The 26,861-nt window shown below is 62.0% G+C and carries 28 protein-coding genes and 1 pseudogene; 12 read left to right on the top strand and 17 right to left on the bottom strand.

All coding sequences use genetic code 11. The features are described 5' to 3' along the window. Positions 1-80: 80 nt before the first annotated feature. Positions 81-1,625 (top strand): annotated as a pseudogene (locus NKJ08_RS03055) (alkaline phosphatase family protein); the annotation flags it as partial. A gap of 75 nt (positions 1,626-1,700) precedes the next feature. Here the strand turns inward: NKJ08_RS03055 and NKJ08_RS03050 are convergent. Further along, the gene (locus tag NKJ08_RS03050; RefSeq protein ID WP_352529125.1) at positions 1,701-3,059 is read right to left on the bottom strand and encodes a PRC-barrel domain-containing protein; all 1,359 of its coding nucleotides are present in this window, start codon (positions 3,057-3,059) and stop codon (positions 1,701-1,703) included. A gap of 253 nt (positions 3,060-3,312) precedes the next feature. Here NKJ08_RS03050 and NKJ08_RS03045 point away from each other — a divergent pair, with 253 nt between their 5' ends. After that, positions 3,313-4,233, top strand: a complete 921-nt coding sequence (locus NKJ08_RS03045) for a diacylglycerol/lipid kinase family protein (RefSeq protein ID WP_352529127.1) — start codon at positions 3,313-3,315, stop codon at positions 4,231-4,233. Positions 4,234-4,277: 44 nt separating this feature from the next. Here NKJ08_RS03045 and NKJ08_RS03040 read toward each other — a convergent pair whose 3' ends face one another. Continuing rightward, a complete protein-coding gene (locus tag NKJ08_RS03040; protein WP_352529129.1) occupies positions 4,278-4,451 on the bottom strand; it encodes a hypothetical protein in 174 nt (57 codons plus the stop codon). Positions 4,452-4,597: 146 nt separating this feature from the next. On the opposite strand from NKJ08_RS03040, the gene NKJ08_RS03035 reads away from it, so the two are divergent. Next, entirely contained in the window at positions 4,598-6,124 is a 1,527-nt protein-coding gene (locus NKJ08_RS03035; RefSeq protein ID WP_502896072.1) for a sensor histidine kinase, read from the top strand. A gap of 58 nt (positions 6,125-6,182) precedes the next feature. Here NKJ08_RS03035 and NKJ08_RS03030 read toward each other — a convergent pair whose 3' ends face one another. Both NKJ08_RS03030 and NKJ08_RS03025 read right to left on the bottom strand, forming a co-directional pair. Then, positions 6,183-6,662 (bottom strand): hypothetical protein, encoded by a 480-nt coding sequence (locus NKJ08_RS03030; protein WP_352529131.1) that lies wholly within the window; start codon positions 6,660-6,662, stop codon positions 6,183-6,185. Positions 6,663-6,672: 10 nt separating this feature from the next. Further along, entirely contained in the window at positions 6,673-6,999 is a 327-nt protein-coding gene (locus NKJ08_RS03025) for an ElaB/YgaM/YqjD family protein (RefSeq protein WP_352529133.1), read from the bottom strand. 301 nt (positions 7,000-7,300) lie between these two features. Here NKJ08_RS03025 and NKJ08_RS03020 point away from each other — a divergent pair, with 301 nt between their 5' ends. After that, entirely contained in the window at positions 7,301-7,621 is a 321-nt protein-coding gene (locus NKJ08_RS03020; RefSeq protein ID WP_502896073.1) for a response regulator, read from the top strand. A gap of 31 nt (positions 7,622-7,652) precedes the next feature. Here NKJ08_RS03020 and NKJ08_RS03015 read toward each other — a convergent pair whose 3' ends face one another. Further along, positions 7,653-8,204, bottom strand: coding sequence for a sigma-70 family RNA polymerase sigma factor (locus NKJ08_RS03015; RefSeq protein WP_023678544.1), 552 nt, complete (start codon positions 8,202-8,204; stop codon positions 7,653-7,655). 3 nt (positions 8,205-8,207) lie between these two features. Beyond that, positions 8,208-8,411, bottom strand: a complete 204-nt coding sequence (locus NKJ08_RS03010; protein WP_023720919.1) for a NepR family anti-sigma factor — start codon at positions 8,409-8,411, stop codon at positions 8,208-8,210. A 216-nt stretch (positions 8,412-8,627) separates the two neighbouring features. On the opposite strand from NKJ08_RS03010, the gene NKJ08_RS03005 reads away from it, so the two are divergent. The 5 genes from NKJ08_RS03005 to NKJ08_RS02985 all read left to right on the top strand — a co-directional run bounded on the left by NKJ08_RS03005 (position 8,628) and on the right by NKJ08_RS02985 (position 12,127). Beyond that, positions 8,628-9,422: a response regulator gene (locus NKJ08_RS03005; protein WP_352451151.1), complete on the top strand. Its 795-nt coding sequence runs from the start codon at positions 8,628-8,630 to the stop codon at positions 9,420-9,422. Between the two features lie 236 nt (positions 9,423-9,658). After that, the gene (locus NKJ08_RS03000) at positions 9,659-9,823 is read left to right on the top strand and encodes a DUF1328 domain-containing protein (RefSeq protein ID WP_352529136.1); all 165 of its coding nucleotides are present in this window, start codon (positions 9,659-9,661) and stop codon (positions 9,821-9,823) included. A 191-nt stretch (positions 9,824-10,014) separates the two neighbouring features. After that, positions 10,015-11,049: a sensor histidine kinase gene (locus NKJ08_RS02995; RefSeq protein ID WP_352775531.1), complete on the top strand. Its 1,035-nt coding sequence runs from the start codon at positions 10,015-10,017 to the stop codon at positions 11,047-11,049. A gap of 423 nt (positions 11,050-11,472) precedes the next feature. Next, positions 11,473-11,799 (top strand): hypothetical protein, encoded by a 327-nt coding sequence (locus NKJ08_RS02990; protein WP_352529140.1) that lies wholly within the window; start codon positions 11,473-11,475, stop codon positions 11,797-11,799. Between the two features lie 82 nt (positions 11,800-11,881). Beyond that, positions 11,882-12,127 (top strand): YMGG-like glycine zipper-containing protein, encoded by a 246-nt coding sequence (locus NKJ08_RS02985; RefSeq protein WP_006328050.1) that lies wholly within the window; start codon positions 11,882-11,884, stop codon positions 12,125-12,127. Positions 12,128-12,223: 96 nt separating this feature from the next. On the opposite strand, the gene NKJ08_RS02980 is transcribed toward NKJ08_RS02985, so the two are convergent. The 4 genes from NKJ08_RS02980 to xylF all read right to left on the bottom strand — a co-directional run bounded on the left by NKJ08_RS02980 (position 12,224) and on the right by xylF (position 17,421). Next, positions 12,224-13,864 carry a CHASE domain-containing protein gene (locus NKJ08_RS02980; RefSeq protein WP_352529142.1) on the bottom strand — a complete coding sequence of 547 codons (1,641 nt, stop codon included), beginning with the start codon at positions 13,862-13,864 and terminating at the stop codon, positions 12,224-12,226. Positions 13,865-13,986: 122 nt separating this feature from the next. Beyond that, positions 13,987-14,787, bottom strand: coding sequence for an ATP-binding cassette domain-containing protein (locus NKJ08_RS02975; protein ID WP_352529144.1), 801 nt, complete (start codon positions 14,785-14,787; stop codon positions 13,987-13,989). 119 nt (positions 14,788-14,906) lie between these two features. Further along, on the bottom strand, positions 14,907-16,238 hold the full coding sequence (locus NKJ08_RS02970) for a sugar ABC transporter permease (protein WP_352529146.1): 1,332 nt from the start codon (positions 16,236-16,238) through the stop codon (positions 14,907-14,909). A gap of 142 nt (positions 16,239-16,380) precedes the next feature. Beyond that, positions 16,381-17,421, bottom strand: coding sequence for a D-xylose ABC transporter substrate-binding protein (gene xylF, locus NKJ08_RS02965; RefSeq protein WP_352529176.1), 1,041 nt, complete (start codon positions 17,419-17,421; stop codon positions 16,381-16,383). 285 nt (positions 17,422-17,706) lie between these two features. Between xylF and NKJ08_RS02960 the strand changes: the two genes are divergently transcribed. Further along, entirely contained in the window at positions 17,707-18,951 is a 1,245-nt protein-coding gene (locus tag NKJ08_RS02960; RefSeq protein ID WP_352529148.1) for an ROK family protein, read from the top strand. Between the two features lie 9 nt (positions 18,952-18,960). Here the strand turns inward: NKJ08_RS02960 and phoB are convergent, their stop codons facing one another. The 6 genes from phoB to pstS all read right to left on the bottom strand — a co-directional run bounded on the left by phoB (position 18,961) and on the right by pstS (position 24,172). Beyond that, positions 18,961-19,650, bottom strand: coding sequence for a phosphate regulon transcriptional regulator PhoB (phoB, locus tag NKJ08_RS02955; RefSeq protein WP_031212149.1), 690 nt, complete (start codon positions 19,648-19,650; stop codon positions 18,961-18,963). Positions 19,651-19,666: 16 nt separating this feature from the next. Continuing rightward, complete coding sequence (phoU, locus tag NKJ08_RS02950) at positions 19,667-20,374, bottom strand: phosphate signaling complex protein PhoU (RefSeq protein ID WP_352529150.1); 708 nt, start codon at positions 20,372-20,374, stop codon at positions 19,667-19,669. Positions 20,375-20,406: 32 nt separating this feature from the next. Further along, on the bottom strand, positions 20,407-21,210 hold the full coding sequence (gene pstB, locus NKJ08_RS02945; RefSeq protein WP_352529152.1) for a phosphate ABC transporter ATP-binding protein PstB: 804 nt from the start codon (positions 21,208-21,210) through the stop codon (positions 20,407-20,409). Beyond that, positions 21,207-22,058, bottom strand: a complete 852-nt coding sequence (pstA, locus tag NKJ08_RS02940) for a phosphate ABC transporter permease PstA (RefSeq protein ID WP_352529154.1) — start codon at positions 22,056-22,058, stop codon at positions 21,207-21,209. Before pstA ends, pstB begins: the two co-directional genes overlap by 4 nt. 3 nt (positions 22,059-22,061) lie before the next feature. Further along, the gene (gene pstC / locus NKJ08_RS02935) at positions 22,062-23,030 is read right to left on the bottom strand and encodes a phosphate ABC transporter permease subunit PstC (RefSeq protein WP_502906301.1); all 969 of its coding nucleotides are present in this window, start codon (positions 23,028-23,030) and stop codon (positions 22,062-22,064) included. A gap of 80 nt (positions 23,031-23,110) precedes the next feature. Next, positions 23,111-24,172, bottom strand: a complete 1,062-nt coding sequence (pstS, locus tag NKJ08_RS02930; protein ID WP_352529158.1) for a phosphate ABC transporter substrate-binding protein PstS — start codon at positions 24,170-24,172, stop codon at positions 23,111-23,113. Positions 24,173-24,830: 658 nt separating this feature from the next. On the opposite strand from pstS, the gene NKJ08_RS02925 reads away from it, so the two are divergent. Then, the gene (locus NKJ08_RS02925) at positions 24,831-25,184 is read left to right on the top strand and encodes a hypothetical protein (RefSeq protein WP_352529160.1); all 354 of its coding nucleotides are present in this window, start codon (positions 24,831-24,833) and stop codon (positions 25,182-25,184) included. 91 nt (positions 25,185-25,275) lie between these two features. Here NKJ08_RS02925 and NKJ08_RS02920 read toward each other — a convergent pair whose 3' ends face one another. After that, positions 25,276-26,271: a DUF2865 domain-containing protein gene (locus tag NKJ08_RS02920; protein ID WP_352529162.1), complete on the bottom strand. Its 996-nt coding sequence runs from the start codon at positions 26,269-26,271 to the stop codon at positions 25,276-25,278. A gap of 331 nt (positions 26,272-26,602) precedes the next feature. Here NKJ08_RS02920 and NKJ08_RS02915 point away from each other — a divergent pair, with 331 nt between their 5' ends. Beyond that, complete coding sequence (locus NKJ08_RS02915) at positions 26,603-26,818, top strand: hypothetical protein (protein WP_352529164.1); 216 nt, start codon at positions 26,603-26,605, stop codon at positions 26,816-26,818. Positions 26,819-26,861: the final 43 nt, after the last annotated feature.

Here is a 26,861-nt window from a genome sequence, read left to right as displayed (position 1 = left end):
CGGCAAACCGGACCGGCTTGCATACTCGCCGAAATTGGGCTCCATGAGCGAGGCATGTAGCCAGCGTGAGGATACCGCGGTTGACTGGAAAACGCCCCAACATTCTCCTGATCACATGCGACCAGTGGCGCGGCGACTGCCTGTCGGCTGCTGGCCACAAGGTGGTAAGGACGCCGAATGCCGACGCGCTGGCTGCCGAGGGCGTTCTGTTCAAAAAGCACTATGGCGGCGCCGCACCTTGCTCGCCGGCGCGCGCCTGCCTCTACACCGGCCTCTACCAGATGAACAATCGTGTCTGCCGCAATGGCACGCCGCTCGACGCCCGCCACGGCAACATAGCGCTCTGGGCGCGCGTCCTCGGCTATGATCCTACTCTGTTCGGCTATACCGACATGTCGCGCGATCCGCGCACGCTGTCGCCTGGCGACTCGCAGCTGAAGAGCTATGAAAGCGTGCTGCCGGGCTTCACAGTGCGCCAGGTTCTGCCCGAGCACCAGAAGCCCTGGCTGTCATGGCTCAAGGCGCGCGGCGTCGATGCCAGCGCCGGCTCTCCCGACATCCACCGCTCGGCGGGCGAAATCCTGGAAAACGACGGCGGGGTTAGCAATGCCCCGCCAATCTATTCGAAGGACGAGACGCCGTCGGCTTTCCTAGCCGGCGAATTCATCCGCTGGCTCGGCGAGCAGGAGCCCGATGCCCCGTGGTTCGCGCACCTTTCCTTCATCAGTCCGCACCCGCCCTTCATCGTACCGGCGCCTTACAACGCCATATACGATCCGGCCAGCGGTCCGGCTTTCCATCGCGCCGAAAGCTGGCAAGCCGAAGCAACAAGCCACCCCTATCTCGCCTATGAATTTGAACGGCAGGAACGGTCGAAATTCCGTCCCGGCGCCACAGGCAGGGTGCGCGACTGGGGCGACGATAATTTTCGCCGCATCCGAGCGCTCTATTACGGCATGATCTCGGAGGTCGATGCGCAGCTTGGCCGTGTCTGGCAAGCGGTCAAGGCAGCCGACGCATGGGACGACACCGTCATCGTGCTGACCTCCGATCATGCCGAGCTGATGGGCGACCATTTCATGCTGGGCAAGGGCGGCTTCTTCGACGGCAGCTTCCATATTCCGCTGATCATTCGCGATCCGCGCCGCCGCAAGGCTGCCGGCACCAGCGTCGAGCGCTTCACCGAGGCGGTGGATTTGGCGCCGACCTTGCTCGAGCTCACTGGCGGCGAAGTGCCGCCGCATCTCGACGGCCGCCCGCTGGCGCCCTTCCTGGACGCAGCGGAGCCGGACAATTGGCGCGACGCGGCGCATTGGGAGTTCGATTTCCGCTCGATCGCGGATGGCGATGCCGAACGGTATTTCGGCATCGGTCCGCGCCAGTGCAATCTCGCCGTCATCCGCACGCAAAAGTTCAAATACGTGCATTTCGGCGGTGGCCTGCCGCCCTTGCTCTTCGACCTGGAGAAAGATGCCGGCGAGCTGACCAACGTCGCTGACGACCCAGCCTATCTGCCGGCCCGGCTGGAACTTGCCGAAGGGCTGCTTGCCTGGCGGGCGGAGCATCTCGACCAGTCGCTGGCGCTCGCCGAATTAACGCAGGGTGGCATTGCCGGCGATGTCGCCGGCCTGCCTTTCCCTCGACATGAGGAAACCCGCGCCGTTGCCGGCGCGGGCTTATCTGTTCGACCAATATGCAGCTTAGCGCATAAGCATGCGCTGTTTGTCGCGGTTTTGCGCATAGGTGCCCTTGTCATAGGCGGCCTGCGCCTCGAGCTGCTCCTTGGTGAAGTTCGTGTAGAGATAGCGCTTGCCGTTCTTGTCGGTCATGAATTTGAGGTTGTCCATGCCGACCGCCACCTCCTTCTCGCCGATGCCGAGGAAGCCGCCGACGTCGATGATGACTGCATCGACCTTCTTGTCGCCGCTCAGCACGACGTCGCCGATCTCGCCGACATTGGCGTCGTTGGCGCCGTAGACGGTGGTTCCGACCAGATCCTCGGCCCGGATTTCGCCGATCGGCATTTCAGTCAGCGTCGACTTGTCGATCGACCCGGTCTTGGTCTGGTCTGCCGTCGTTGCGGGCGCTGGGGCATTTTGAGCCGTCTTACTGGCCTGGTCAGTGTTGTTGGTCGTCGCAGTGTTATCGGTCGTGGTAGTGTTGTTGGCCGTCACGGTAGGCGTGACGATGGCCGGCGCATTAGCCGCGGCATCGTTCGACGCTGTGGTCGCCGGGGCCGGATCATAGGGCTTGCGGTTGAAATCCGGCTGCGCCGTCAGCTCTTCCCTGGTTGTTTGGGCAACCAGCCAGCGATCGCCGTTCCTCTCGGCCCACTGGGCCTTGTCGAAATCATAGGCGACGTTCTTTTCGCCTAGACCGAGGAAGCCGCCCACGCCGATGACCAGCGATTGCGCCTTGCCTTCCTTGTTGAGCACGATGTCGTTCACGTCGCCGATATTCTGGGCGTCGTCGCTGGTGCCGTTATAGACGCTCTCGCCGATGATATTGGTGGCAAGATTGCCCTCGGCTCGCTTCACCGGCTCGGCTGGTGCTGCGGGCGCAGGCGCTGTGTTTTGCGCGCTGGTCGTAGTCGAAGGCGCGGCCGGCACCGCATTATCGGTCGAAGCTGCTGCCGGAGCCGGATCATAGGGCTTGCGGTCGAAATCCGGATGAGCCGTCAGCTCATCCTTCGTCGTTTGCGCTATCAGCCAACGGTCGCCATTTCTTTCGGCCCATTGCAGCTTGCTGTAGTCGAAGGCGACGTTCTTGGTCCCTATGCCAAGAAAACCGCCGACGCCGATGACGACGGATTTTGCCTGGCCGCGCTCGTCGAAGACGACATCGGTGACCTTGCCGATATTCTCTGCATTGTCGCCGGTGCCGTTATAGACCGATTCGCCGATGATGTTGGTGGCAAGGCTGCCCTCGGCACGTATTGCCGAAGCAGAGTCTTGGACGGCGGGCGCTTGCGCCGGCGCCGGGGTCGTCGCCGATTGCGCAAATGCACCCGTCGCAATCAATGTTGCGACTGCTGTCGTGGTTAAAAGGGTGCGGATCATCTTAGTGTCTCCTCGTCGGTGATTTCGTGCACGCTATTCCCGCTTGGCGTCGCTGCGGGCGCAGCGTCTTCTGCATGTTCACAACGTTGTGACCACACTGTTGTTCCGAAAAAAGCCGTGGCGCACCCGGTGCGATGTCGGCGGTTCTCGGATTCGCCGCGCTGGTCGAAAGGAACATTTTCTCGGCCGCCCCGTTCCACTCCCGGCTGGGGCCCCGTCCCGGCCGAATAGGTGCTGGAAAAATGGAGCGGGCATGCGCTTTGCAGCGGTGCTGAACAAGGACGGCGGCACCCTGCGCAGCATCGATCTTGAGGCCTTCGCCGGCCGGATGCGCGGAACGCTTGAGACTGCCGGTCACTCGATCGATATCGAAATCGTCGCCGGCAAGGATATCGTCGCCACGCTGGACGGCGTAGCTTCCAGGCGCGGCATCGACGTCGTGCTGGCGGGAGGCGGTGACGGCACCATCTCGGCCGCGGCAGCTCGTTTGATGAATGGGGAGAAGGCGCTGGCAATCCTGCCGGCTGGCACAATGAACCTTTTTGCGCGCGGCCTCGGCATTCCGCAGACCCTCGATGCGGCACTGAAATCGTTTGCCGACGGCGAGGTGATGGCGATTGACATTGCAACAGCCAACGGCCGGCCTTTCGTGCATCAATTCTCGATCGGCATGCACGCCAGGATGGTGCAACTGCGCCAGAAGATGGAATTCGGCTCGCGGCTGGGGAAGATGCGTGCCTCGGTGCGGGCTGCTTGGGCCACGATCAACAACCCACCGGCGATGAGCGTAACGCTGACGATCGGTGAGGCCGAGATCAGAACGCGGATCACCGGCATCGGCATCACCAACAATCTGTTCGGCGAGGGCCATCTACCCTATGCCGATAATCCGGCAGGCGGCGTGCTGGGCATCTATGTCACCGTGGCACGGCGGCGCGGCGAGTTGATCAGGTTCCTCTTTGACGTCGCCCGTGGCAAATGGCGCGGCAACGAGCATGTCGAAATTCATCAGGCAAACCGGGCCGTTTTGAAAATCCATTCCACGAACAGGAAAATTCAGGCCGTGATGGACGGCGAACTGGTAAAGCTCGATCGCGAAACGACCGTCGAAATCCATCCGCGCGCGTTGAATGTTCTCGTCCCGGCGCGCGCCGCTGAGGCAAAGGTTGCGTGATGTGGGGTTGCGTGATGCGAGCTGGCACGACCGATGGGGAGAGCTTAGCCGCTGGGCGTGTTGCCCTGCTCGGTCTTCGGCGTCTCGATCATCCAGCCGTAGATTTCGGCGACGCCCCAGGCGATGAAAACCAGCAACAGCGCTGCGATGAGAATACGAAGGACATGACGACCCCGCCGCCCTTGACGGGCTTTGTTTTCAGGAATGGTTTTTGGCATGGTCTGGCTCCATATTTGGCGCCGGCAGGCGTAGCTAGCGAGGCATTGGCTGGTAACGGCTCCCCGCTGCGAAAGTTCCGGCTCGGCAAGATAGCAAACGGGCCGGTTGGCCTGCCTAATCAGCGGGGCGGGCCGTCGGGGGTGTAGTGGACGACAATAGCCAGAAAACGCCAGGCCTGCCGGTCGATATTCGCAGTGTGGTGGGCGCCGCGGACCGTCTTGCCGTGCTGCACGGCCTCAACGCGCTGGATACGGCTGCCGACCCCGATTTCGATCGCATCAGCGGTCTTGCCGCTTCGGCGATGCAAACGCCTGTCGCACTGATCGCGCTGGTCGATGCCGAGCGGCAGTGGTTCAAATCCTGTATCGGCCTCGACGCGACCGAAACCGCAACCGAGACATCGTTCTGCGCTCATGCCATCGCAGCCGGCGACGAGCCGTTGGTGGTGGCCGACGCCGCGGCGGATCCGCGGTTCAAAGCCAATCCGCTAGTCACCGGCGAGCATCACATCCGCTTTTACGCAGGCGTGCCGATCATGGTCGACGGCGCACTGATCGGCACGCTCTGCGTGCTCGACCGGAAGCCGCACGCACGTCCCTCTTCTGTCCAGCTCGACCAGCTGTCGGCGCTGGCTGGCCTCGCCGCCAGCCTGTTCACGCTGAAGGATGCCACCCGGAGCGCGGCGATTGCCGAGGCCGCACTGGTTCGAGAGGAAAAGCGGCGCGCTATCGCGCTCGACGCGGCTTCGCTCGCCAGTTGGGCATGGGATATCCGTAGCGACATGATCGACTGCGATGTGCTGCTGCCCGAATTGTTCAATCTGCCCAAGTCGAACAGGCTGAGGGCGCGCGACATCTTGACCGCCATCGACCCGCGCGACGTTCACCAGACCGAAACACGCTTTCGCGACGCGCTGACCGGCAGCGATGATTATTTTGGCGAATACCGTGTCAAAGGCCTCGATCCGCCACGATGGATCGCAACGCGCGGCCGCGTCATAGAGCGCGACGGCGAGGGCAAGCCGACGCTGATCTTCGGCGTCAATTACGACATCACCGAACGCAAGCTTGGCGACGAACGTCAACGGCTGTTGTTGCGCGAGCTCAATCACCGGGTCAAGAACACCTTGGCAACCGTTCAGGCGCTGGCGACGCAGACCGTTCGCCATGCCCGTCAGCCAAGCGAATTTCTCGAGGCATTCGGCGCCCGGCTGCAGGCGCTGGGCGTCGCGCACAGCCTGCTATCGGACCGCGAATGGCGCGGCATCGGCATCCACGAGCTGGTGGAGATCGAGGTAAAGCCGTTCCAAACCGTCGGACAATCGCGTGTAGCTATCTCCGGCGCCGACGTCCTGCTCTCCCCCGACCAGGCAGTAGGGCTCGGCCTGATCCTGCACGAACTGGCCAGTAACGCGCTGCAATACGGGTCGCTGTCGGCTGCTTTCGGAAAGGTCGATCTCGATTGGAAGGTACAAGGCAAGAAGGGTGCACGGCGTCTGGTGCTGGCCTGGCGTGAAAGCGGCGGCCCGCGGGTTGCGCCGCCCGAACGCCATGGCTTCGGCTCGATCCTGATCCGCCGCAGCCTGGCCAAGGTCATTTCCAGCGAGGTGACCCATGAATTCCGGCCGGACGGCGTAGTCGCCGAAATATCGATGCCGCTCGAAGATTTGTGACGCGAAGATTTTACGACCGGGCGCCAGAATCGTTCGCCCAGAACTATCCCCCTCCGAACTATTCCCCTTTGCCGGTATCCGGATCGTCGGAGCCGGGCTTCATGTTCTCGCGGTAGATGGCGTAGGCTGCGAGTGCTATCGCCGGGACGAGAATGGCGCCCAGTCCGGCCTTCCCCGAGCCACCTTTGCCCTTGAGCAGCGCCGGCAGTACGGCGAGTGCTGCGGCGATGCCGACCGCCTTCATGTCGGCGTTGCGTCGCTTCGCCCGGCGCCTGGCGCGCGAGCCGGCCGACATCCGGTAGACGAGCAGGATGAGACCGGCGATTGCCAAAAAGGCGATCCCGAAGCTCAGCGAGGCTGCCATCGGCCCATAGCGGCCCGCCGTCCAGATATAGGCCGCCCCGACCAGGAAGCCGAGGCCGCACAGCGCCGCGAGCGCTGCAACCGTATAGACCATCGCAGCGACGCGCGCGCGTTGCACCGCCGCAATGGTTTCGCCCGAGGCGAGGCCCGAGATCAGCGATGCAAGCATTCGCATGCGTGCAGAACTAGCGGCGCGCGAGGAGCGCGAAGAGGAATCCGACGCCTGCGGCGATCGCCAGCGAAGTCACCGGCTTTTCGCGCATATGGGCTATCATCTGCGCTTCGATGTCCTTAGCGTTGCTGCGCAGGCTGTCGAAGGCTGCTTCGCCCTGGGCGCGCAGTTGCTCGACCCCTTCGGTGGCGGCGCGCCGCGCCGTTCCGTAGCCGTGTTCACCGGTCTTGGCCAACTGCTTGGTGAGTTGTTCGATATCGGCCTTCAGTTGTGCAATGTCAGCCTCAAGATCCGAATTCGTACGGGCTTCGTTCGCGGCCTTTCCTGCGGCAGTCGCCATGGCTTCGCTCTCCTTGTTTTGCTCGGTCGAAACGCTCGACAGACCCCAAGGTTCCGGCGCGAACCTCTTTGAACCTTATCTCCGGCAGCGCTCGTTGCAAATGCCTTGCAAGGGCCGAGGCCAACGTATCCGCGCCAGCACGTCTTTTTAAATGACAGCATGCCAATTAGCGATCATGACTTCCCCGGTTTCAAGATCCCCCGTTTCAAGATAGAGACGCATTTAAAGGAGATATTGCTGCGTGCGCCCATCGCTTGACGGTTTGCGGATTCTTATCCTGGAAGATGAGTTCCTGATTGCCATGGATATCGAGCAGCTTTGCCGCGACTACGGCGCGCTCGATGTGGTCGTCGCCCGGGATCTGGCTGATATCGAACAGCAAGACGTTGCCACTCAGTTCGATGCGGCCATCGTCGACCTCATGCTGAGCGGCGTTTCGACGCTCCAATTTGCTTCGCGGTTGCGTGAAGCGGGCATCCCGTTCGTCTTCGCGTCGGGCTATTCGGATATCGACGAGATCAAGAAATCCTTTCCCGGAGTCAGACTGGTCACCAAGCCCTATTCGGGAGACGATCTCGTCGAGGCAGTGGCAGTGGCCTGCGAGCGAAGGCCTCTCCCCTGAGGCGCGGGAGCGGTTCGAACACCTCCACGCTTCACGCAGCCGTCGACCCCGTCACCTGAGCCGAAATTGCGTCCGGGCCATACTCGTCTTCACCGGAGATTTTCAGGATTTCCTGCAGCCGCGTGCGGGCGCGGCTGACGCGGCTCTTGATCGTTCCGACGGCGCAGCCGCAGATCTCGGCCGCCTCCTCGTAGGAAAAGCCCGATGCACCGATGAGGATAATGGCTTCGCGCTGGTCTTCGGGCAGCAACTCGAGCGCGCCGCGAAAGTCCTCGAGATCAAGCTGGCCGTGCTGGGCCGGATGAACGGCAAGCCTGGCCGTCATGACGCCATCGCTGTCCTGCACCTCGCGGCCGCGCTTGCGCATCTGCGAATAGAATTCGTTGCGCAAGATCGTGAACAGCCATGCCTTAAGATTAGTGCCGGGCTGGAAGCTTTCATGCTTGTCCCAGGCCTTGACCAATGTTTCCTGCACCAGATCGTCGGCCTTGTCGGCGTTTTGCGTCAGCGACACGGCGAAAGCCCGCAGGCTCGGGATCGAGCCGAGCAAATCGGTCTTGAAGCCCTGGGAGACGGCCGCCATGCCTCAGTCCTTCTTCTGTACAGGTTCGGCCTTTTCCAACTGGCTGAGCAGTTGGGCGAAGCGATCCGGCACATTGTCGGAGACCAGCTCGTCGTAGTATTGTTTGAGTTTGCGGCCGATTTCCGAGTTCGGCCCAAGCGGGTCGCGGGAAGCAGCCCGGCGCCCGTTGCCAACGCCAGCCGTGGTAGCTTTCGTCATGTTCTTCATTTCGCCCTTCGTCCCAGCCTTAAGCCGCCCTTCAACACATAACGCAAGGCAAGCGGCAGCCTCGTCTGGTTGCCCAACCCGCCCTTAAACGCCAGCCCCACATATTAGTTCCGCACGATTGGAACCTTTTTCAAGGAGCCAGCGTTTTATCTATTAGGCTTGCAAACCGCATTTAGCTGTAACATGCAATCACGTCATATGAGGGAGACGTCCAATATGAGCCTATCAGCAACCATCGCTCCGCACCTGCCGTTCCTGCGCCGCTTCTCGCGCGCCGTATCCGGATCGCAAGAGAGCGGCGACGCGCTGGTCGCCGCAATGCTCGAGGCCATCATTGCCGATGTCGACATCTTTCCGGACGCATCGAACGACCGCATCGCGCTTTACAAGGTCTTTGCCAAGCTCTTCACCTCGGTGGCCATTCGCGTTCCGCAAGAGCATGCCCAGTCGGCATGGGAGCAGCGCGCCGCGGCCAATCTGAATGCAATCGCGCCGCGTCCCCGCCAAGCCTTCCTGCTGGTCGCCGTCGAAGGCTTCAGCGAAGACGAGGCGGCGGAGATTCTCGACGTCGACGAACAGCAATTCTCCGAACTTCTCGCTCAGGCGAGCAACGAGATCTCCCGTCAGGTGGCGACCGACGTGCTGATCATCGAGGATGAGCCGCTGATTGCCATGGATATCGAGGAAATGGTCGAAAGCCTCGGCCACCGCGTCGTCGGAACGGCGCGCACCCACGCCGAGGCGGTGGCGATGTTCGGCAAGGCGCGGCCAAAGATGGTGCTTGCCGATATTCAGCTTGCCGACGGCAGTTCGGGCATTGCGGCCGTGAATGAGATCCTGTCGTCCACCTCGGTGCCGGTGATCTTCATCACCGCCTTTCCCGAGCGCCTGCTCACCGGCGAGCGGCCGGAACCGGCTTTCCTCGTCACCAAGCCGTTCAATCCGGACATGGTCAAGGCTCTTATCAGTCAGGCCCTGTTCTTTGACCGGCACGCGAAGGCCGCGGCATAAAACAGCTAGCGGTCGCGCTGCGGCCGCCAGGGTGTGGGATAGCCACTCCTCTTGGATCAGAGGGGGCGTAATTCACTGGCAACCAACTGGTGCCGAACCTGAGAACCTGACAAGAAGCTTTTCGCACACCGCAACAATTCGGGCCGTAAAGATTTTCAGCATCGTCTTTTTCGGGAAATGGTGGAACAAACGGAGGCGAATCACGTTTTCACCGCAGCATTGGAAGGAGATGGATCATGCTTTACTGGGCGCTCGTATTTCTCGTCGTGGCGATCATCGCCGGTGCGCTTGGTTTCGGCGGCATCGCTGGCACCTCGGCCGGCATAGCGCAGATATTGTTCTTCGTCTTTCTCGCTTTCCTGATCATATCGCTTATTGCCGGCCTGATCAGACGAGCGTGAATGCCAAGCGGCCATTTAAGCGAACACTGGAAGCCGCACCCCTCAAACGGTTTCCAGCCACCGCCGGGCAGTGTCCTCCAACGGGACGCCGCTCGGCGGACCGCTTTTTAAGGCTTTATACGAAGCGCCTCCTTTTGGAACCCATTTCTCCGCGAGCCGTTCAGCCCGACATGGGTTGAGCAAGATGACCGATGCGTTCCAGAGTCGGAAAGATGAAAGACCGCGGCCAGAGTGATGAGATCATCGCTTTGCATCCCGCCGAAAGCGGAATGCAGCTTGGCCGAGCCCTTCTCCACGCCCTGCACAATGCCGGGATTTCCGTTCTATACCAGGATCGCGAGATGAAGACGGTGTGGGCGCGCAACATGCGCGCACCATGGACCTCCGATGCCTCCGATAATAACGGCATCTTGCCGCCTGCGCAGGCAGCGCGTATCGGCGCCGCCAAGCACGACGTCATCGTCTCCGGCAATCCCCAACACCTCGAACTCAGCGTGCCGGCCGATGATGGCGCCCGCTGGTTTCAGGTGTGGATAGACGCCGACCGCAACGAGACCGGCGCAGTGCAGGGCGTCGTGACCACCATGGTCGAAACGACCGAGCAGAAACGCCGGGAGCAGACGCTGAAGGCGCTGCTGCGCGAGGTCAGCCACCGCTCCAAGAACCTCTTGGCCATCATCCAGAGCATCGCCACCCAGACGGGCCGCTATTCGGGCAGCATTGACGATTTCCTGACGCGTTTCCGGGGCCGATTGCAGTCGCTGGCCTCCTCGCAGGATCTGGTTACGTCATCCAACTGGCGGGGAGCAGCGCTGCGTGAGCTGGTTTCCGGTCAGGTCGGCAGGTACGGCGCGGACCCCATGCACAGCCTGCGTTTCCGCGGCGCAAATCCGTATCTCAATCCCAATGCTGCCTTGCACATCGGCTTGGCCATGCATGAGCTCGCCGTCAATTCGGTCAGCTATGGCGCACTGTCGCGCACCGATGGCTTCGTCGAGGTCACGGCTGATCTGACGGCCGCTTCCGCTGGCGAGCCTGCTCTGTCACTGACATGGGCCGAAGTGATCGGAGCCAACGACAATCAGCGCAGCGAGAAGCGTTTTGGCAGCGTCGCGCTTGAACGCGTCGTGCCCACATCGTTGAATGGAACGGCGACACTCGAAATCACCGGCAACCGCCTCGAATACCGCCTTGTCGTTCCTCACGGCAATTTCGAGACGGATTGAACGAACGGCGGCCGCCCGGAAGAAGGCTTGCTGCGCATCGCCCCACCTTAACCGACTGTTCACCATAAAGTCCGATCCTGTCTGAACGTGCCGATCCGCCGGATCTCGATCGCAGTTTGGCGCAATATGAAAGGAATAGGCCTTGACGGCTGCAGACTTGAACAGAATGGAACAGGCCGCTCGCATTTCGATGGGCGGGTTTCAGGACCCCGACGCGTTCGCAGCGCCCGTGCCTCGCGCTTCGCCGCTCCGCTTTGCCGTTTACGCGCTCATAGCCGCGCTCGTCCTGGCGGCCGCGTCCCAGTTGATTTGATCGAGCTCGCCAAGATTGCCGGCAGCTTCTGCCTGCTCACGTCGGCTTGATCGCACTGTCCAGGAACTTTGAGGGATTTGGACCGTTTCCGTGGCGAGAGGTCCCTTGCCATGGAGCACATTGCCGCTTTGCTGTTGGTTGTCGGCTGTTCGAACGGCATGACCGCGTGTCGTGAATTGCCTACGCCGGTAAGCGTTTTCGAAACCGAGGCGGAGTGCATGGCCGCGCGCCCGCTTGCGGTGACCAACCTCCGCGATCAAGCCCAGCATATCGTCGCCAAATGCCTTGCCGTCGATCCGGCGCTCGAGGACGATTATGACCGGATCGTCTGGAGCGTGCGTCCGGACGGCACGCTCGATGCCTCCTTGGAGATTTCCAACTTCATGGTAGCATCGAACGCCGCGCGCCCCGAAAAAGACTATCTTAATCAACAATGAAATCGTGCGGGCAAAGGCCGTGCTTTCATGCTAAATGGCGGCTGGAGCTTACTAAAGTGAGGACAAAGTGAGGAGTGACTTCATGCGGAAGATGATTATTGCCATGGTTGCCGTGGTTGCGGTCAGCGGCTGCACCACCACGGAGGAGAACGTGGGTATCGGCACTGTGGGCGGCGCGCTCATCGGTGGCGCCGTCGGCGGCGGCAAGGGCGCTTTGATCGGTGCTGGCGCTGGTGCGATTGGCGGCCTGCTCGTTCGCCGTCTGCAGAATGGCTATTGCCAATACAGAGATCGTCACGGCCGGATCTACACAGCCCGCTGCAACTAGTTTCGAAAAACAGGCCAACGTCAAACGCGGAGGCAGATATGTCTCCGCGTTTGCGCGCGCAAAGCGCTCTCGTGATGCGGCTCATGGAATGAAGTTTCAGGCCGGCAGCGGAATCCTGATCTCCACGTTCAGACCGTCCTCACGAAAGTCGCGCCTGATCGTACCGCGTAATTCGCGCGTGACGTTGAGATCGATCAGTCTGGTTCCAAAACCGCTCTTTGCCGGTGTCTTGAGCTTTTTCTGCCCGGCCTCACGCCAGTTGAGGACCAGTGTGCGGACGCGTCCGCGGCCTTCGAGCGACCAGTCGACCTTGAGCGCCCAGCCGCCCTTGAGGGTGTTGGCCGAATTGCCGGCTTCGCCATATTTTAACGCGTTCGTCGCCAGTTCGTGAAAGACGAGGCCGAGCGCCTGCGTCGTCTTCTCGTCGAGAAGAACCTCCGGTCCCGACAACAGCTCTTCGGGAAGCTCATTGCCGAACACTTGGCCGAGCTCGATGCGCAGCAGGTCGCCAAGATCGGCTTTCTGCCAGCGTGAGCGCGTCAGCATGTCCTGGGAAGCCGCCATTGCCTGCAGCCGGGCCGAGAAAGACGTCGAGAATTCCTGGACGTCGGCGGCGTGCGATGCTGTCTGGCGCGCGATTGCCAGCACCCGCGTGATCGAGTTCTTGATGCGATGCTTCATCTCCTGCAGCATCAGGTCTTTTTCCAGTAGGCTCTTCTCGGTCGTTTCGTGAAGCAGCGAGACCGCCTCATAGGCCCGCTCCTGATAGCGGGCCACCAGCGCGATGGCGCCGGCAAGCAGCAGGCCGAACAATCCCAGCATCACCGGAATGGCGCGCGAGGAAGGTTGCGAAAAAGCACTTGTCGGCCTGAACAGGACAGTCCACGGCCGGCCGGCAACAGTGATTTTGCGGGTGACCAGCAGCCTGTCGCCGAGGGCCGAAACAGGCGGCGTTTCCGACTGGAACAGCAGATTGTCGCTGTTCACCACGCCGTCGTAGACCTCGGTATTGACCGGCAACAGTGGCGCCCGGCTGAGCGCGGCCTGGAACAGGTCCCGGGAGCGGAAGGCCGCATAGAGGAAACCGGCAGTTGAGGATCTCGACGCGTTGACGGCGTCCGGCGCGGTTTCGACATTAAGCCGGACGAAGACGAAGAACCCGGTGAAGGTCTGCGCGGCACCCGTTTCCTTGCCGAGCTGCGCAAGCCCGCTGGCATGCTGCTGGTCGTCGGCCAACGCTTTTTCGATCGCCTCGCGCCGCACCGGCTGGGTGAACATGTCGTAGCCGATGCTGGATTTGTTGGACGGATCCAGCGGCTCGAACAGCACGATGGGCGTACGCCAGGGCAAGTTCGTGTCGGGATAGATCGCATGGCTTGCGCCGTGGTCGTGCAGGATGTCGCGCTCGACCGCCGCGTCGTTTTCAGTTTTCGCCAGGCGGAGGAAGCCGATGCCGCGCAGGCCGGCGAAATTATTGTCGATGTCGAGTGCGTTGAAGAAAGCCTTGAACTCGCCTTGCGAGATACCGCCATTGCGCGCATCGAACAGCGCCTGGGTCGAGCGCAGCAGCGACAGGTCCAGGTCGATGCGGCTTTCGATCCGGTTGAGCGCGTCGTCTGCCGTCGCCTCGAATTTTATGCGGGCCGCTTCCTGGGTGGCAAAATAGGCAAAACCCGCCATCGTCAGGCTGATCAGCGCGACGGCGATGAAAGCGACGGTCGGAAAGAGCTTTTTCAATTGCTGATACGGGCCATGGAAGGTTCTTTATGGGCAAGTCCCGGCGTCAACACAATGGCGAGGCCAAAGCATGGTGACGACTGGCACATTACGCCGCATTTGATTAGCCGGCTAATTCTTGTTCAAGCGGCGATCTTCAGGGCCCCCGGGCCCGGTATGGCGCCGGGCGGGCATTTGCCGAGAATGATCATGCCGAGCACCTCGTCCTGGGTGACGTCGGTTGTGCGCGCCGTGCCGACAACCCGACCGTTCTTCATGACGCAGACGCGGTCGGCAAGCTCGAACACGTCGTGAATGTCGTGGCTGATCAGGAAGATGCCGATGCCGTCGGCCTTGAGCTGCTTGACCAGTTCGCCGACCTGCGCAGTTTCTTGCGGCCCCAGTGCCGCCGTCGGCTCGTCCATGATCAGGATGCGGGCGTTGAACAGGATGGCGCGGGCGATCGCAACCGACTGCCGCTGGCCGCCCGAAAGCCTTATTACCGGCTCCTTGAAGCGTTGGAAACGCGGATTGAGCCTGCCCATCACCTTGCGCGCCTCGGCCTCCATGGCGACGTCGTCGAGCGTACCCCAGCCGGTCATCAGCTCGCGGCCGAGAAACAGGTTGGCGGCCGCGTCGACATTGTCGGCCAGCGCCAGCGTCTGGTAGATCGTCTCGATGCCGTACTTTTTGGCGTCGCGCGGGTTGGAGATCGAAGCCTCCTCGCCGTTGACGAAAATCTGGCCCGCATCGCGCTTGTAGGCGCCAGACAAGATTTTTATCAACGTCGATTTGCCGGCACCGTTATGGCCGAGCAAAGCCATCACCTCGCCCGGGAAAAGATCGACCGAGGCATCGTCGACGGCGCGAATGCCGCCGAAGGCGATGGAAATGTTGCGCATCTCGATCAGCGGCGTGCCCGTGGGAGCGGTCTTGTCTGCCATGCTCGTTCCTCCTCCCTATAGATCTTGCTTGAGCATGATCTTGTCCGAACCGAAGGTCAGCGGCAGCAAAAACCGGTTTCCACTTTTCGCTGACGCGGATCTTCGGTTCGGGATCATGCTCAGACCCGTTTGCGATAGACGGTATCGAGCCACACCGCGACCACCAGCACGGCGCCGACAACGATGCTCTGCAGCGGCGAATCGATGCCGAGCAGCACCATGCCGGATTGCAGCGACTGCATCAGAAGCGCGCCGAGCATGGCGCCGAGCACCGTGCCGGAGCCGCCGGCGAGCGACGTGCCGCCGATCACGGCCGCCGCGATGACCAGGAGCTCGTCCAGGGTCCCCAGCGCATTGGTCGACGCGTTGAGGCGGGCCGATGCGATCGCCGCACTGATCGCGGCCAGCACGCCCATGATCATGAACACCTTCATGGTCACCCAGCGTGTGTTGATGCCGGCGAGATTGGCAGCCTCCGGATTGCCGCCGATGGCGAAGACATAGCGGCCGAAACGGGTGCGCCTGGTGATGAAGGTCATGACAATGCCCGCGGCCACGGCCATCAGCACCGGTATGGCGATGCCGTGGGCGATGAACAACCCGCCCTCGGGAATGGTGATGCCGTTCTGCTGGGCATATTGGCGTACGATGCCGACCGGCCAAGGATAGGAATTGGCGATCCAGACGGCGCCAAGGATGGCGGCGCAGGCTATCACGCCGAGCAAGGTTTCCGCCCAGACAGGGCGCAGCGGGAACTTGAACCGCTTGCGCTGCGAGCGGCCGTTGAAGAGCACGAAGGCAACGGCCGCGCAGGCGACGACACCGACGATCCAGCTCCAGGTGGCGCCGATCGAGCCGCGTGGTCCGCCGCCCATCAGCTGGAAGGTCCTGTCCAGCGGCGCAACGGTGCGCCCGCTGGTAATCAGCCATGCCATGCCGCGCCAGATCAGCAATCCGCCGAGCGTCACGATGAAGGCAGGAACCTCGAGATAGGCGATGATGAAACCCTGAAACGCTCCGATAGCCAGGCCGAGCACCAGGCCGGCGGCCAGTGCAATGACCCACAGCCAGGGGCTGCCAAGCTGAAACCCCATGACGCGGACGAGGAATTCGGCCTGCGCCACGCCCATCACCATGCCGATCACGCCTTCCACCGAACCGACGGAAAGATCGATGTTGCGCATCACGATGACCAGCACCATGCCTGTCGCCATGATCGCCACCGAGGAGGTCTGCACGGAAAGGTTCCAGAGATTGCGCGGCGTCAGGAAGAGCCCGCCTGACAATATGTGGATCCCGACCCAGATGACCAGCAGCGCGCCGACCATGCCGAGCATGCGCGTGTCGAGTTCGGTTGCCTTGAGAAATCGGGCAACGACGCCGAGCTCGGATTCACGCGCCCGGTCTGCGGTCGAGCTGTCGACCGGCGTGTTGGAAGTCGTGTCGGTCATGATGTTTCTCCCGCCGGGTTGCCGTCTGCCGCGGATGCCGGAAGCAGCCTAGAAGTTATCCGCCGGAAGCGGAAAAACAATTCTTCTTGAAAAAACGCCGCGGCGAGCAGCCGCGGCGTTCGGACTTCTCGGAAACGTCGGATCAGTTGCAGACCGGAACAGTGCCCGCCGCCACGCCGGCGCAGACTTCTTCTTTCTTGATCCAGCCGGCGTCGATGACGACGTTGAGGTTGTCCTTGGTGATGGCGACCGGGGTCAGGAACAGCGACTTGACGGTGTTGCCGCCGGGCGTGGTGAAATCCTTAACGCCCGCAACGTCGGTCATCTGCTTGCCGTCGGCCAGTTGCGAGGCGATCTCGGCGGCGTTCTTGCCGAGCTCGCGCGCGTCCTTCCACACCGACACGGTCTGTGTGCCGAGCGCGATGCGGTTCAGCGCGGCGTGGTCGCCGTCCTGGCCCGAGACCGGAACGGATCCGGCCAGCCCTTGCGCCGTCAGCGCGGCGACGACGCCGCCGGCGGTGCCGTCATTGGCGGCGACTACGGCATCGACCTTGTTGTCGTTCGCGGTCAGGAACTGTTCCATGTTCTTCTGGGCGTTGGCCGGCAGCCAGCCGTCGGTATAGGCCTCGCCGACATTCTTGATCTTGCCGCTGTCGATGGCGTCCTTCAGCACTTCCATCGAACCGGCAAACAGGAAATCGGCATTCGGATCGGCGCCCGAGCCCTTGATGAAGACGTAGTTGCCTTCCGGCTTCACCTTGAACACTTCGCGGGCCTGCATGCGGCCGACCTCCTTGTTGTCGAAGGTCAGGTAAAAGACGTCTTTGTTCTCGATCAGCCGGTCGTAGCCGACGACCGGAATACCTTCGTCCAGCGCCTTCTGCACAGCCGGCCCGATCGCCGAGGCGTCCTGCGCCAGGATGATCAGTGCGTTGGCACCCTGCGAGATCAGGCTCTCGACGTCGGTGAGCTGCTTGCCCGGGTTGGACTGTGCATCGGCGGAAATATACTTGTCGCCGGCGGCCTCGATGGCGGCCTTCATTGCGGCTTCGTCGGTCTTCCAGCGCTCCTCCTGGAAATTCGACCACGAAACGCCGATGACCTTGTCCTTAGCCTGCGCCACCGACGCGAGCGTCAGCGTCATGGCGACACCCGCCAGAATGGCGGTCGTGAATTTCTTCATCATATCCTCCCTGCGCCGCGTACGGCGTGACCAATTGGCCCAAAGACCAGCTAGAGGCGTTAATTTTTTCGAGCCTCGAAAAAATACTGACCCGATCTCCGGCTGCTGTCAACATCGATTCTGATGGATTTTGATGACTCTCCGAGTTTTTTCGAGTGTCGGAATAAACGATGACAGCGCCGCCGGCATCTGACACTATTTGCCTGTATCTGACACTATTTGTCGGACATTACCGACGGCTTCCGGTTCATGAGCGGCCGCGGCAACCGGGAGGAAAGCAAAACGATGTCGGTCGGAATCCGCCATGACGATTTGCGCCGGCGCAACCGGGCGATGGTGATCTCGGCGGTGCGCCGGGCCAGCCAGCCGTCGCGTACGGAGATCGCTGCAACCACCGGCCTCAGCCATTCGACCATATCGGCGATCTCCTCCGACCTGATACGGGAAGGCATCCTCGCCGAGAGCAAGGCAAACGAGCCCGTTTCGTTGAAACGCGGTCGTCCGCAGGTCGGCCTCGCCCTCAACCCGGAAGCGGCGGCGGTGCTGACCGTGGTGTTGTCGCTGAATTTCCTGTCGGCCGCCATCATCGACTATGCGGGACAGGTGGTCGTCGAGGAACAGCGCCGGCTGGACACGCTGACCATGCCGCGCGACGAGCTGATCCGCGAATGCATGGCCATCGTCCGGCGCCGGCTGGAAGATCCAGACCTTGACGTCCGCAGTGTCGCCCGCATCGCCCTGGCGATTCAGGGAATTACCGACTCCCCTGCACGCGCCATGCTGTGGTCGCCGATCACGCCGCAGACGGACATCGCCTTTGCCGACATGCTGGAAGACGAATTCGGCATCCCGGCCACGGTGGAGAACGATTGCAATATGATGGCGGTGGCTTTGCGCTGGCGCGATCCGGATCGCTATCGCGACGACTTCATCGCCATCCTGCTTTCGCACGGCATCGGCATGGGGCTGGTGCTGAAGGGCGAGCTGTTCACCGGCACGCATTCCTCGGGCGGCGAGTTTGGCCACATGATCCATCGTCCAGGCGGCGCGCTCTGCCGTTGCGGGCGGCGCGGCTGCATCGAGGCCTATGCAGGCAATTACGCCATCTGGCGCAACGCTACGGGGATGAGCGAAGACAGCAAACCGGTCGCCGACGTCAGCGACGCCGACATGCGCGCGTTGGCGGCCCGGGCCCGCGAGAAGGATGGGCCGGAACGCGAGGCCTACCGCAGGGCCGGCGAAGCGCTGGGTTTCGGTCTCGGCTCGTTGTTCGCGCTGATCGATCCAGCACCGGTCGCGATGGTCGGCGTCAGTGCCGCCGCCTTCGATCTGATCGAGCCGGCCTTGCGCAAGGCCATCGCCCAGACCGCCGGTGGCCAGCATTCGAGCTCGATCTCCTTCGACACCGAGCCGAACGAATTGCCGCTGATCCGCGAAGGCTGCGCGATGCGGGCGTTAAGCTTCGTCGACCAGGAGATTTTCGCGCCGGGCGCGCAAATGAGGCCCGGCATCAGAAAGAACGTAGCCTGACCAGGCAGGTCAATCTTCCCTGATCGCATAGCCGGCACCGCGGATGGTGCGGATGACATCCGGCATGCGGCCGTTATTGACGGCTTTGCGCAGCCGCCCGACATGCACGTCGACGGTGCGTTCGTCGATGTAGATCGTCTCGCCCCAGACATTATCGAGCAACTGGCTGCGCGAGAAGACGCGGCCGGGATGCCGCATCATGAATTCGAGCAGCCGGAATTCGGTCGGCCCGAGCCGGATTTCGCTCTTCTTGCGATAGACCCTGTGCGATTCGCGATCGAGCACGATGTCGCCGACCTTCAGCACGCTGGACAGCACTTCCGGCTTGGCGCGGCGCAGCAGCGCCTTGACCCTGGCCATGAATTCCGGTGTCGAAAACGGTTTGACCAGATAGTCGTCGGCGCCGGTCGAAAGACCGCGCACCCGGTCGCTCTCCTCGCCGCGCGCGGTCAGCATGATGATCGGCAGCCGCTCGGTTTCGGGGCGCACCCGCAACCGTCGGCAGAGCTCGATGCCGGAAACCGCTGGTATCATCCAGTCGAGCACCAGAAGATCGGGCACATTCTCCTGCAAACGGATCTCGGCTTCGTCGCCGCGTGTCACCACCTCGACCTGGTAGCCTTCGGATTCGAGATTGTAGCGGAGCAGCACACCCAACGGCTCCTCGTCCTCCACCACCATTATGCGTGGTGCGATCATCGGCTGGGCACCCCCATCATGTCACCGGTGCGGACATTGTCGTTTCGTCCTGCTTCGGACGATTGACAGGCAATTGCTCGCCGGTCAGCACATAATACGCATTTTCGGCGATGTTGGTGACATGGTCGCCGATCCGCTCCAGATTCTTGGCGCAGAACAGCAGATGCGTGCAAGCGGTGATGTTGCGCGGGTCTTCCATCATGTACGTCAACAGCTCGCGGAACACGGACGTGTATTTGACGTCGATGCGCTCGTCGGCGGCGCGTAGCTTGGCCAGCGCGGCCGCATCGCCGGCAGCATACTCCTCGATGACGCCCTGCACCTGGATGAGCACCAGCTGCGCCATCGCATCGATGGAATGCGATAGGTCGCGCGGCGTGACGCTGAGGCCGACCGCACTCACACGCTTGGCGATATTCTTGGCAAGGTCGCCGATGCGTTCGAGGTCGCCGGCCATGCGGATCGCCCCGACGACATGGCGCAGATCGTGGGCCATCGGCTGGCGCTTGGCGATCAGGGTGATGGCGCGGTCGTCCAGTTCGCGTTGACGCGCATCCATGATGGCGTCGTCCGAAACAACGCGCTGCGCCAGCGCATTGTCGGAATTCAACAGGGCCTTGGTCGCCCCGCCGACCATCGAACCGGCGAGATCGGCCATGTCGCGGATCAGCTTGCTGATCTGCTCGAGATCCTCGTCGAAAGACGCGACTGTATGTTCGGCCATGATATTGTCCTCGTCTGCGTGATCGGCACCGCTCAGCCGAAGCGGCCGGTGATGTAGTCCTGCGTGCGCTTCTCGCGGGGCGACGTGAAGATCTTCTCGGTCCGGTCGAACTCGACCAGCTCACCCAGATACATGAAGGCAGTCTGGCGCGACACGCGCGCCGCCTGCTGCATGTTGTGAGTGACGATGACGATCGTGTAGTCGGCTTGCAATTCGTCGATCAGTTCCTCGATCTTGGCGGTCGACAGCGGGTCGAGGGCCGAGGCCGGTTCGTCGAGCAGAATGACTTCCGGCTTCACTGCCACGGTGCGGGCAATGCAGAGCCGCTGCTGCTGGCCGCCGGAGAGGCTCAAGCCGCTGGCGTTGAGCTTGTCCCTGACCTCGCCCCAAAGCGCGGCACGCTTCAACGCCTGTTCGACGCGGCCGTCCATCTCGGACTTGCCGAGATTCTCGTAGAGCCTGACGCCGAAGGCGATGTTCTCGTAGATCGACATGGGGAACGGCGTCGGCTTCTGGAACACCATGCCGATCTTGGTCCTGAGCAGGTTGAGATCCTGCGACCGGTCGAGAATGTTCTTGCCGTCGAGCAGGACCTGGCCCTCGGCTGTCTGTTTCGGGTAGAGCTCGTAGATGCGGTTGAAGACGCGCAGCAGCGTCGACTTCCCGCAGCCCGAAGGCCCGATGAAGGCCGTGACACTGCGCTCGGGCAGCGACAGGCTGATGTCCTTCAGCGCCTTGCTCTGGCCGTAGTAGAAGTTGAGGTTCTTGACCTCGATCTTCGTCTTCTCGGCGACCGTTTCGGTCATCGTCATGTCCGGGGACAACATCTGTGTCATCTGTCCTCTCTGCGTCCGGTAAGGCTGCGGGCGAGGATGCTCAAGCCCAGAACCGTCAGGGTGATTATGAGTGCGCCGGTCCACGCCAGCTGCTGCCATTCCTCGTAAGGGCTGAGAGCGAACTGGAAGATGGTCACCGGCAGGCTGGCCATCGGCGCGTTGATATTGCTGCTCCAGAACTGGTTGTTGAGCGCGGTGAAGAGCAGCGGCGCCGTCTCGCCGGAAATGCGTGCTATCGACAGCAATATGCCGGTGACGATGCCGGACAATGCGGCGCGGTAGGCGACCGAACGGATCACCACCCAGCGCGGCGCGCCGATCGCGGCGCCGGCTTCACGCAACGCGTTCGGCACCAGGTTGAGCATGTCTTCAGTAGTGCGCACGACCACCGGAATGACCAGGATGGCAAGCGCAACGGCGCCGGCAATCGCCGAGAAATGCCCCATTGGCCGCACCATCAATTCATAGACGAACAAGCCGATGATGATCGACGGCGCCGACAACAGGATGTCGTTGATGAAGCGGACGACGGTGGTGATGCGCGAAAAGCGTCCATACTCGGCCATGTAGGTGCCGGCCAGAACGCCGATTGGCGTGCCAACGATAACGGCGATGACCGTCATGACCAGGCTGCCGGCGATGGCGTTGAGCAGGCCGCCAGCTTCGCCCGGTGGTGGCGTCATCTCGGTGAAGACCGCGAGCGAAAGCCCGGCTGTGCCCTTATAGACCAACGCGCCGAGAATGAGCGCCAGCCAGGCAAGCCCGATGCCGGCGGCGACGACGCAAAGCGTCATCATCACCGAATTCCTGGCTTTGCGGCGGCTGTGGAGCGATGAGGATGTCGACATCGGTCAGGCTCCCGTACGGGCGTCGATCCGCATCAGCATATAGCGGGCGGCGGCAAGGATCAGGAAGGTGATGACAAACAGGATCAGGCCGAGCGAAACCAGCGAAGAGGTGTAGAGGTCGCCGTCGGCCTCGGTGAATTCGTTGGCGATGGTCGCCGAGATGGTCGTGCCCGGAGCGAACAGGGAGGCGCTGATGCGGTGGGCGTTGCCGATAACGAAGGTCACCGCCATGGTTTCGCCGAGCGCGCGGCCGAGGCCAAGCATGACGCCGCCCATGATGCCGATGCGGGTATAGGGAATGACCACGCGCCGGGTCACTTCCCATGTCGTGCAGCCGATGCCATAGGCCGATTCCTTCAACACCGCCGGCACCGTATCGAAGACGTCCTTGGTGATCGAGGTGATGAAGGGCAGCACCATGATGGCAAGGATCAGCGCGGAGGTCAGAAGGCCGATGCCGTAGGGAGGGCCGGCGAAAAGGCTGGATAGTCCCGGCACACCATGGAAGAGGTTGATGACGAAGGGCTGTATCGTCGTCTGCAGGAACGGCGCGAACACGAACAGGCCCCAGATGCCATAGATGATCGAGGGAATGCCGGCCAAGAGCTCGACCGCTATGCCGATGGGGCGCCTCAGCGGACGCGGGCAGAGTTCGGTGAGAAAGACCGCAATGCCGATGCCGATCGGCACCGCGATCAGGATGGCGATGGCCGCCGTGACGATGGTGCCGTAGATCGGCGCCAGCGCGCCAAATTTTTCCGTGACCGGATTCCAGCTTTCGGTCGTCAGGAAAGAGAAGCCGAAGGCCGACAGCGCCTGCCACGAGCCGGCAAACAGCGACATCGCGACACCGCCGAGGATGACCAGCACAAGAATTGCAGAAGCGCGGGTGAGTCCGCGGAATATGGCATCTGTGAGCGCGAAGCGCCGCACCGTAGCTTCCCTGGCCCGGGCTGCTGCAGATGATGGCATGGCATCGGAAGCGATGGTCATTGGGTCCTCGCGATTGAAGGCAACAGGGAGGGCGCCGTCGACGCCCTCCCTGGAGGAGATTACATAGCCGAGTAGAGCGGCTTGCCGTCGCTGCCGACGACTTCCTTGGCCCACATGGCCTTGACGCTCTCGACCACCTTGTCAGGCATCGGAACGTAGTCCAGCTCGCCGGCCATCTCATCGCCCTTGTCATATGCCCAGGCGAAGAATTTGAGCGCTTCGCCGGTGGTCGCGGCATCGTCCGGCTTTTTGTACAGGAGGATCCACGTCGCCGCCGTCATCGGCCAGGACTCGGCGCCCGACTGGTTGGCGAGGATCACGCCATAGCCTGGCTTCGAGCTCCAGTCGGCGTTGGCTGCGGCCGCCGAGAACGCCACTGCGGTCGGCTCAACCTTCTTGCCGTCCTTGTTGATCAGATCGGTGTAGGTGAGCTTGTTCTGCTTGGCGTAGGCGTATTCGACATAACCGATCGCGCCGCCGGTCTGGGAGACGTTGTTGGCAACGCCCTCATTGCCCTTGGCGCCGATACCGACGGGCCATTCCACTGCCTTGTCGACGCCGACCTTGTCCTTCCAGTCCGCACTGACGTCGCCAAGATAGTATGTGAAGTTGAACGTGGTGCCCGAACCGTCGGAACGGTGAACGACCGCGATCGCCTGCGAAGGCAGCTTGACGTCGGGATTGAGCTTCTTGATCGCCTCGTCGTCCCACTGCGTGATCTTGCCGAGGAAGATGTCGGCCAGCGTCGCTCCGTCGAAAACCAGCTCGCCCGGCTTGACGCCTTCCAGATTGACGACGGGAACGATGCCGCCCATCACCATCGGAAACTGGGCCAGTCCGGACGATTCAAGCTCGTCGCCGCTGAGCGGCGCATCCGAAGCGCCGAAGGTAACCGTCTTGGCTTTGATCTGCTTGATGCCGCCGCCGGAACCGATCGACTGGTAGTTAAGGCCAATGCCGGTGTCTTTCTTGTAGGTGTCGGCCCACTTCGCATAGATCGGGTAGGGGAAGGTGGCGCCGGCGCCGGAGATGTCCGCGGCGAGCGCGGCGGACAGGGTGAGGGTGGTCGTCGCCGCAGCCATTGCAATCGCAACGGCCGCCGAGCGGATGAAATGTCTCATGTGGCCTGCTCCTGTTCGGAATATGGTCTCTCGGCGCCATTCCTCCGGCGCCCGCTGAGGCCAATAGCCCCCGATTATTACAGTCGCATGACAGTTTCATGTCGCTCCGGTAACGTTGTCCAGCCGGGGTAAGAAGGAGCGGCCGCGGGCTTTGTCGGAATGGCCGCGGTTTGCCGCTGGAATCAGCAGCTTGCGTGAATTCCGGCCAACATTATCCCCTCGGAGATCGCAGCAATCGGCCTCGAAAAGAAAAACCGGGCGAGAGCGCGTTGCATGCAGCCAGAAGGTGTCATGGCCGCGCCATCGCCGAAACAGGTCCGTTGGGGTAAATCTGACCCTGTTTCTTGCCGGCGGTCGCTGCTCCCGCCCGTAACTGGAGGAGCGGAACTTCGAATATCCTATTGTCGCGACTGAGCGCGGCATTGGTATGGTGCGATCGCACCATGGCCTTACGCTGGAAGCGTTGACGAATCGCAAGGTTTAACTCGCCTCGCGCTGGATCTCGCCATCCGCGCCCGACCCGGTGCTCGATCTTTCGAGCAGAGCCTTCGACTGGAAGTGCGACGATTTCTACTTCACCGTACCTACTCCCTCTGCACTATTCCGCCGGTTGTCGGTTAGGCCGAAGCGGCGTTATAAGCTTGCAGGGGTGTTGCTGATGTCTCGACGGATTCCGCCTGTCTTCCTGTGCCTGGTGCTGCTTTTGGGAAGCGGCTGCGCGCGCAGCTATGATGGTACCGTGATCATTCCCAAGCCGCTCGACGTTCGCCGTTTCTGGGACCGGCCTTCTTCGCAGGCGCAAGCCGATCAGTCGCAGTTGGAGACCGACGTCTTTCCCGTGGCGCCGCAATCGCCGAAAAGGCCGGCGGTGCGCAGGAGCGCAGCTTCCGTTGCAGCGCCACGGAGGGGGGTCGCCAACAACCCGCCCATGCTGTCGTCGGAGCCGGCAAAGCCGCTCACCTGCAGGAATGTCAGCGAACCCGGCAAACGGGCCCGTATGGTCTGCGAATAACCAACCGGCCGTCCGTCGATGCGTGGGGCTTTACGCCTTGAAGCGGCTATCCGGCCACCCGTTCGCCGTCTCGGAACATCGCCCGCCTTGGTCAGTCCGCCGGGAAAAAGGCCGGCCCGACCACTCTCACCGGCCGCGCGCTAATCGCTCTTTCGACCGACTGATGCTGGGCAGCCCCTTGCACCTCGGCAACCGGCGTTTTTGCCTCTGCGAGAGCGGCACCGGCAGTTTCGATCCCGGATTCAGGAATTTCCGCGACGATGCCAAAATCCGGCTTTGCCGTCGGCAACGGAATGAGGGCGTTGGTCATGTTGGCCGGTGTCACGGTTCGTGCCCTGAGTTCGGCGACGCGCTGGTAATAGCGCTTGACGTCGCAGGCCTTGAAGTTCGCGTCGTCGCGGTAGCTGAAGGCTGTCGCAAGCTCCACATAGGGCCTTTGGGTCTCGAGCGCGATCATCTCTTCAGTTTCGCGGGTGGCATCGCTCAGCGTATAGAGTTCGATGCCGGCATCGTCGCAGATGTAGCGGCACTGATCGACCGTTTCCTTCAGATCGTCGTTCTTGGCGAACTGCGATTTTGGCGCGGGGAAGAAATATCCGTCCGACAAGCGAACGCAAAACAGCATCCGATTGCCACCCATTGTTGCGCCTGCGGACTGGGGTTTGGGTGCTGTGCGCGGCTGTGCCTGCCGTTGGTCTTGCGGCGCTTGCTGCTGCTTCTTGGCAGCGGGTGCGGCGCAGCCCAGCGCGACGAACCTGGCCTTCAGGCCGGACGTGTCCCTTCCCGAATTCGACAGTCTGGCGATCTGCCGTTGCACCTCCGCCTTGCTGCTGACCAGGTCGGCGCAGGGATTGAAGAAGAACCCGGCCGTTTTCGCCGTGCATCGACGCTGTCTCTCCAGCCTTTGAATCGCGGCGAGTTGACGGCGCAGTTGGGCAAGCTCGGGGCTGGTCCCGCCGCTGCGCCCCGCCGAAAGCAATTGGCTCTTGATGGCGCCGCAGCTATCCGCGTAGGAGGAGGACGTGCCGAGCGCAACGGCTATTGCCGCCACCAGCATCAGAATCGTGAGAGGCCAGAGGCGTGTCATTGGAGCGACCATTGTGCTTGTTGCGCCGAGAACAGGATTTCTTTGTCGACTATGAATAAGAACTAGCTAAATCAGTTTTATCTAATTGAAGAGGGCCACATCGCCGCCAGAGACTTTGGTTCTAGTGTATTATATCTACTCGCGTAAATTCAATATTACATTTTTATTTCAAGATTGAGACGAACCGGCAACAACGCCGCGACTGCCGCCACGGCGAAGTTTGAAGCGCCCGGCGGATTCCGCACCACGATCAATCCGGCGTTACCGGCCGCCCCCTGCTGAAACCTTAGTCCCAAGTTCGACGTTGAGCGGTCAAAGGAGGAGACCGCAAATGTCGATCCACTTCACTGTCTCGGAGCTGACCAAAAATCTGTTCCATTCACTTGGGCTGGACCGTGAGCGCGCACCGAGGCCACTTGACCACGAGCAAAGGCTTTTGCTGGAGTGCTATCTCGCCGGCCAGATTCCGGAATCGGCCTGGAGCGACTATGTCTTCGAAATGCCGGAACTAGCACGACATGTCGAGGCCAGACGAAGCCGCCACTAGAGCATGATCCCGAACCGAAGGTCCGCGTCAGCGAAAAGTGGAA

This window comes from Mesorhizobium sp. M0244 (assembly GCF_040321795.1).
Lineage (GTDB): Bacteria > Pseudomonadota > Alphaproteobacteria > Rhizobiales > Rhizobiaceae > Mesorhizobium.
Note: the sequence above shows the minus strand (reverse complement) of the source record. Positions and strands in the feature narration are given on the sequence as shown.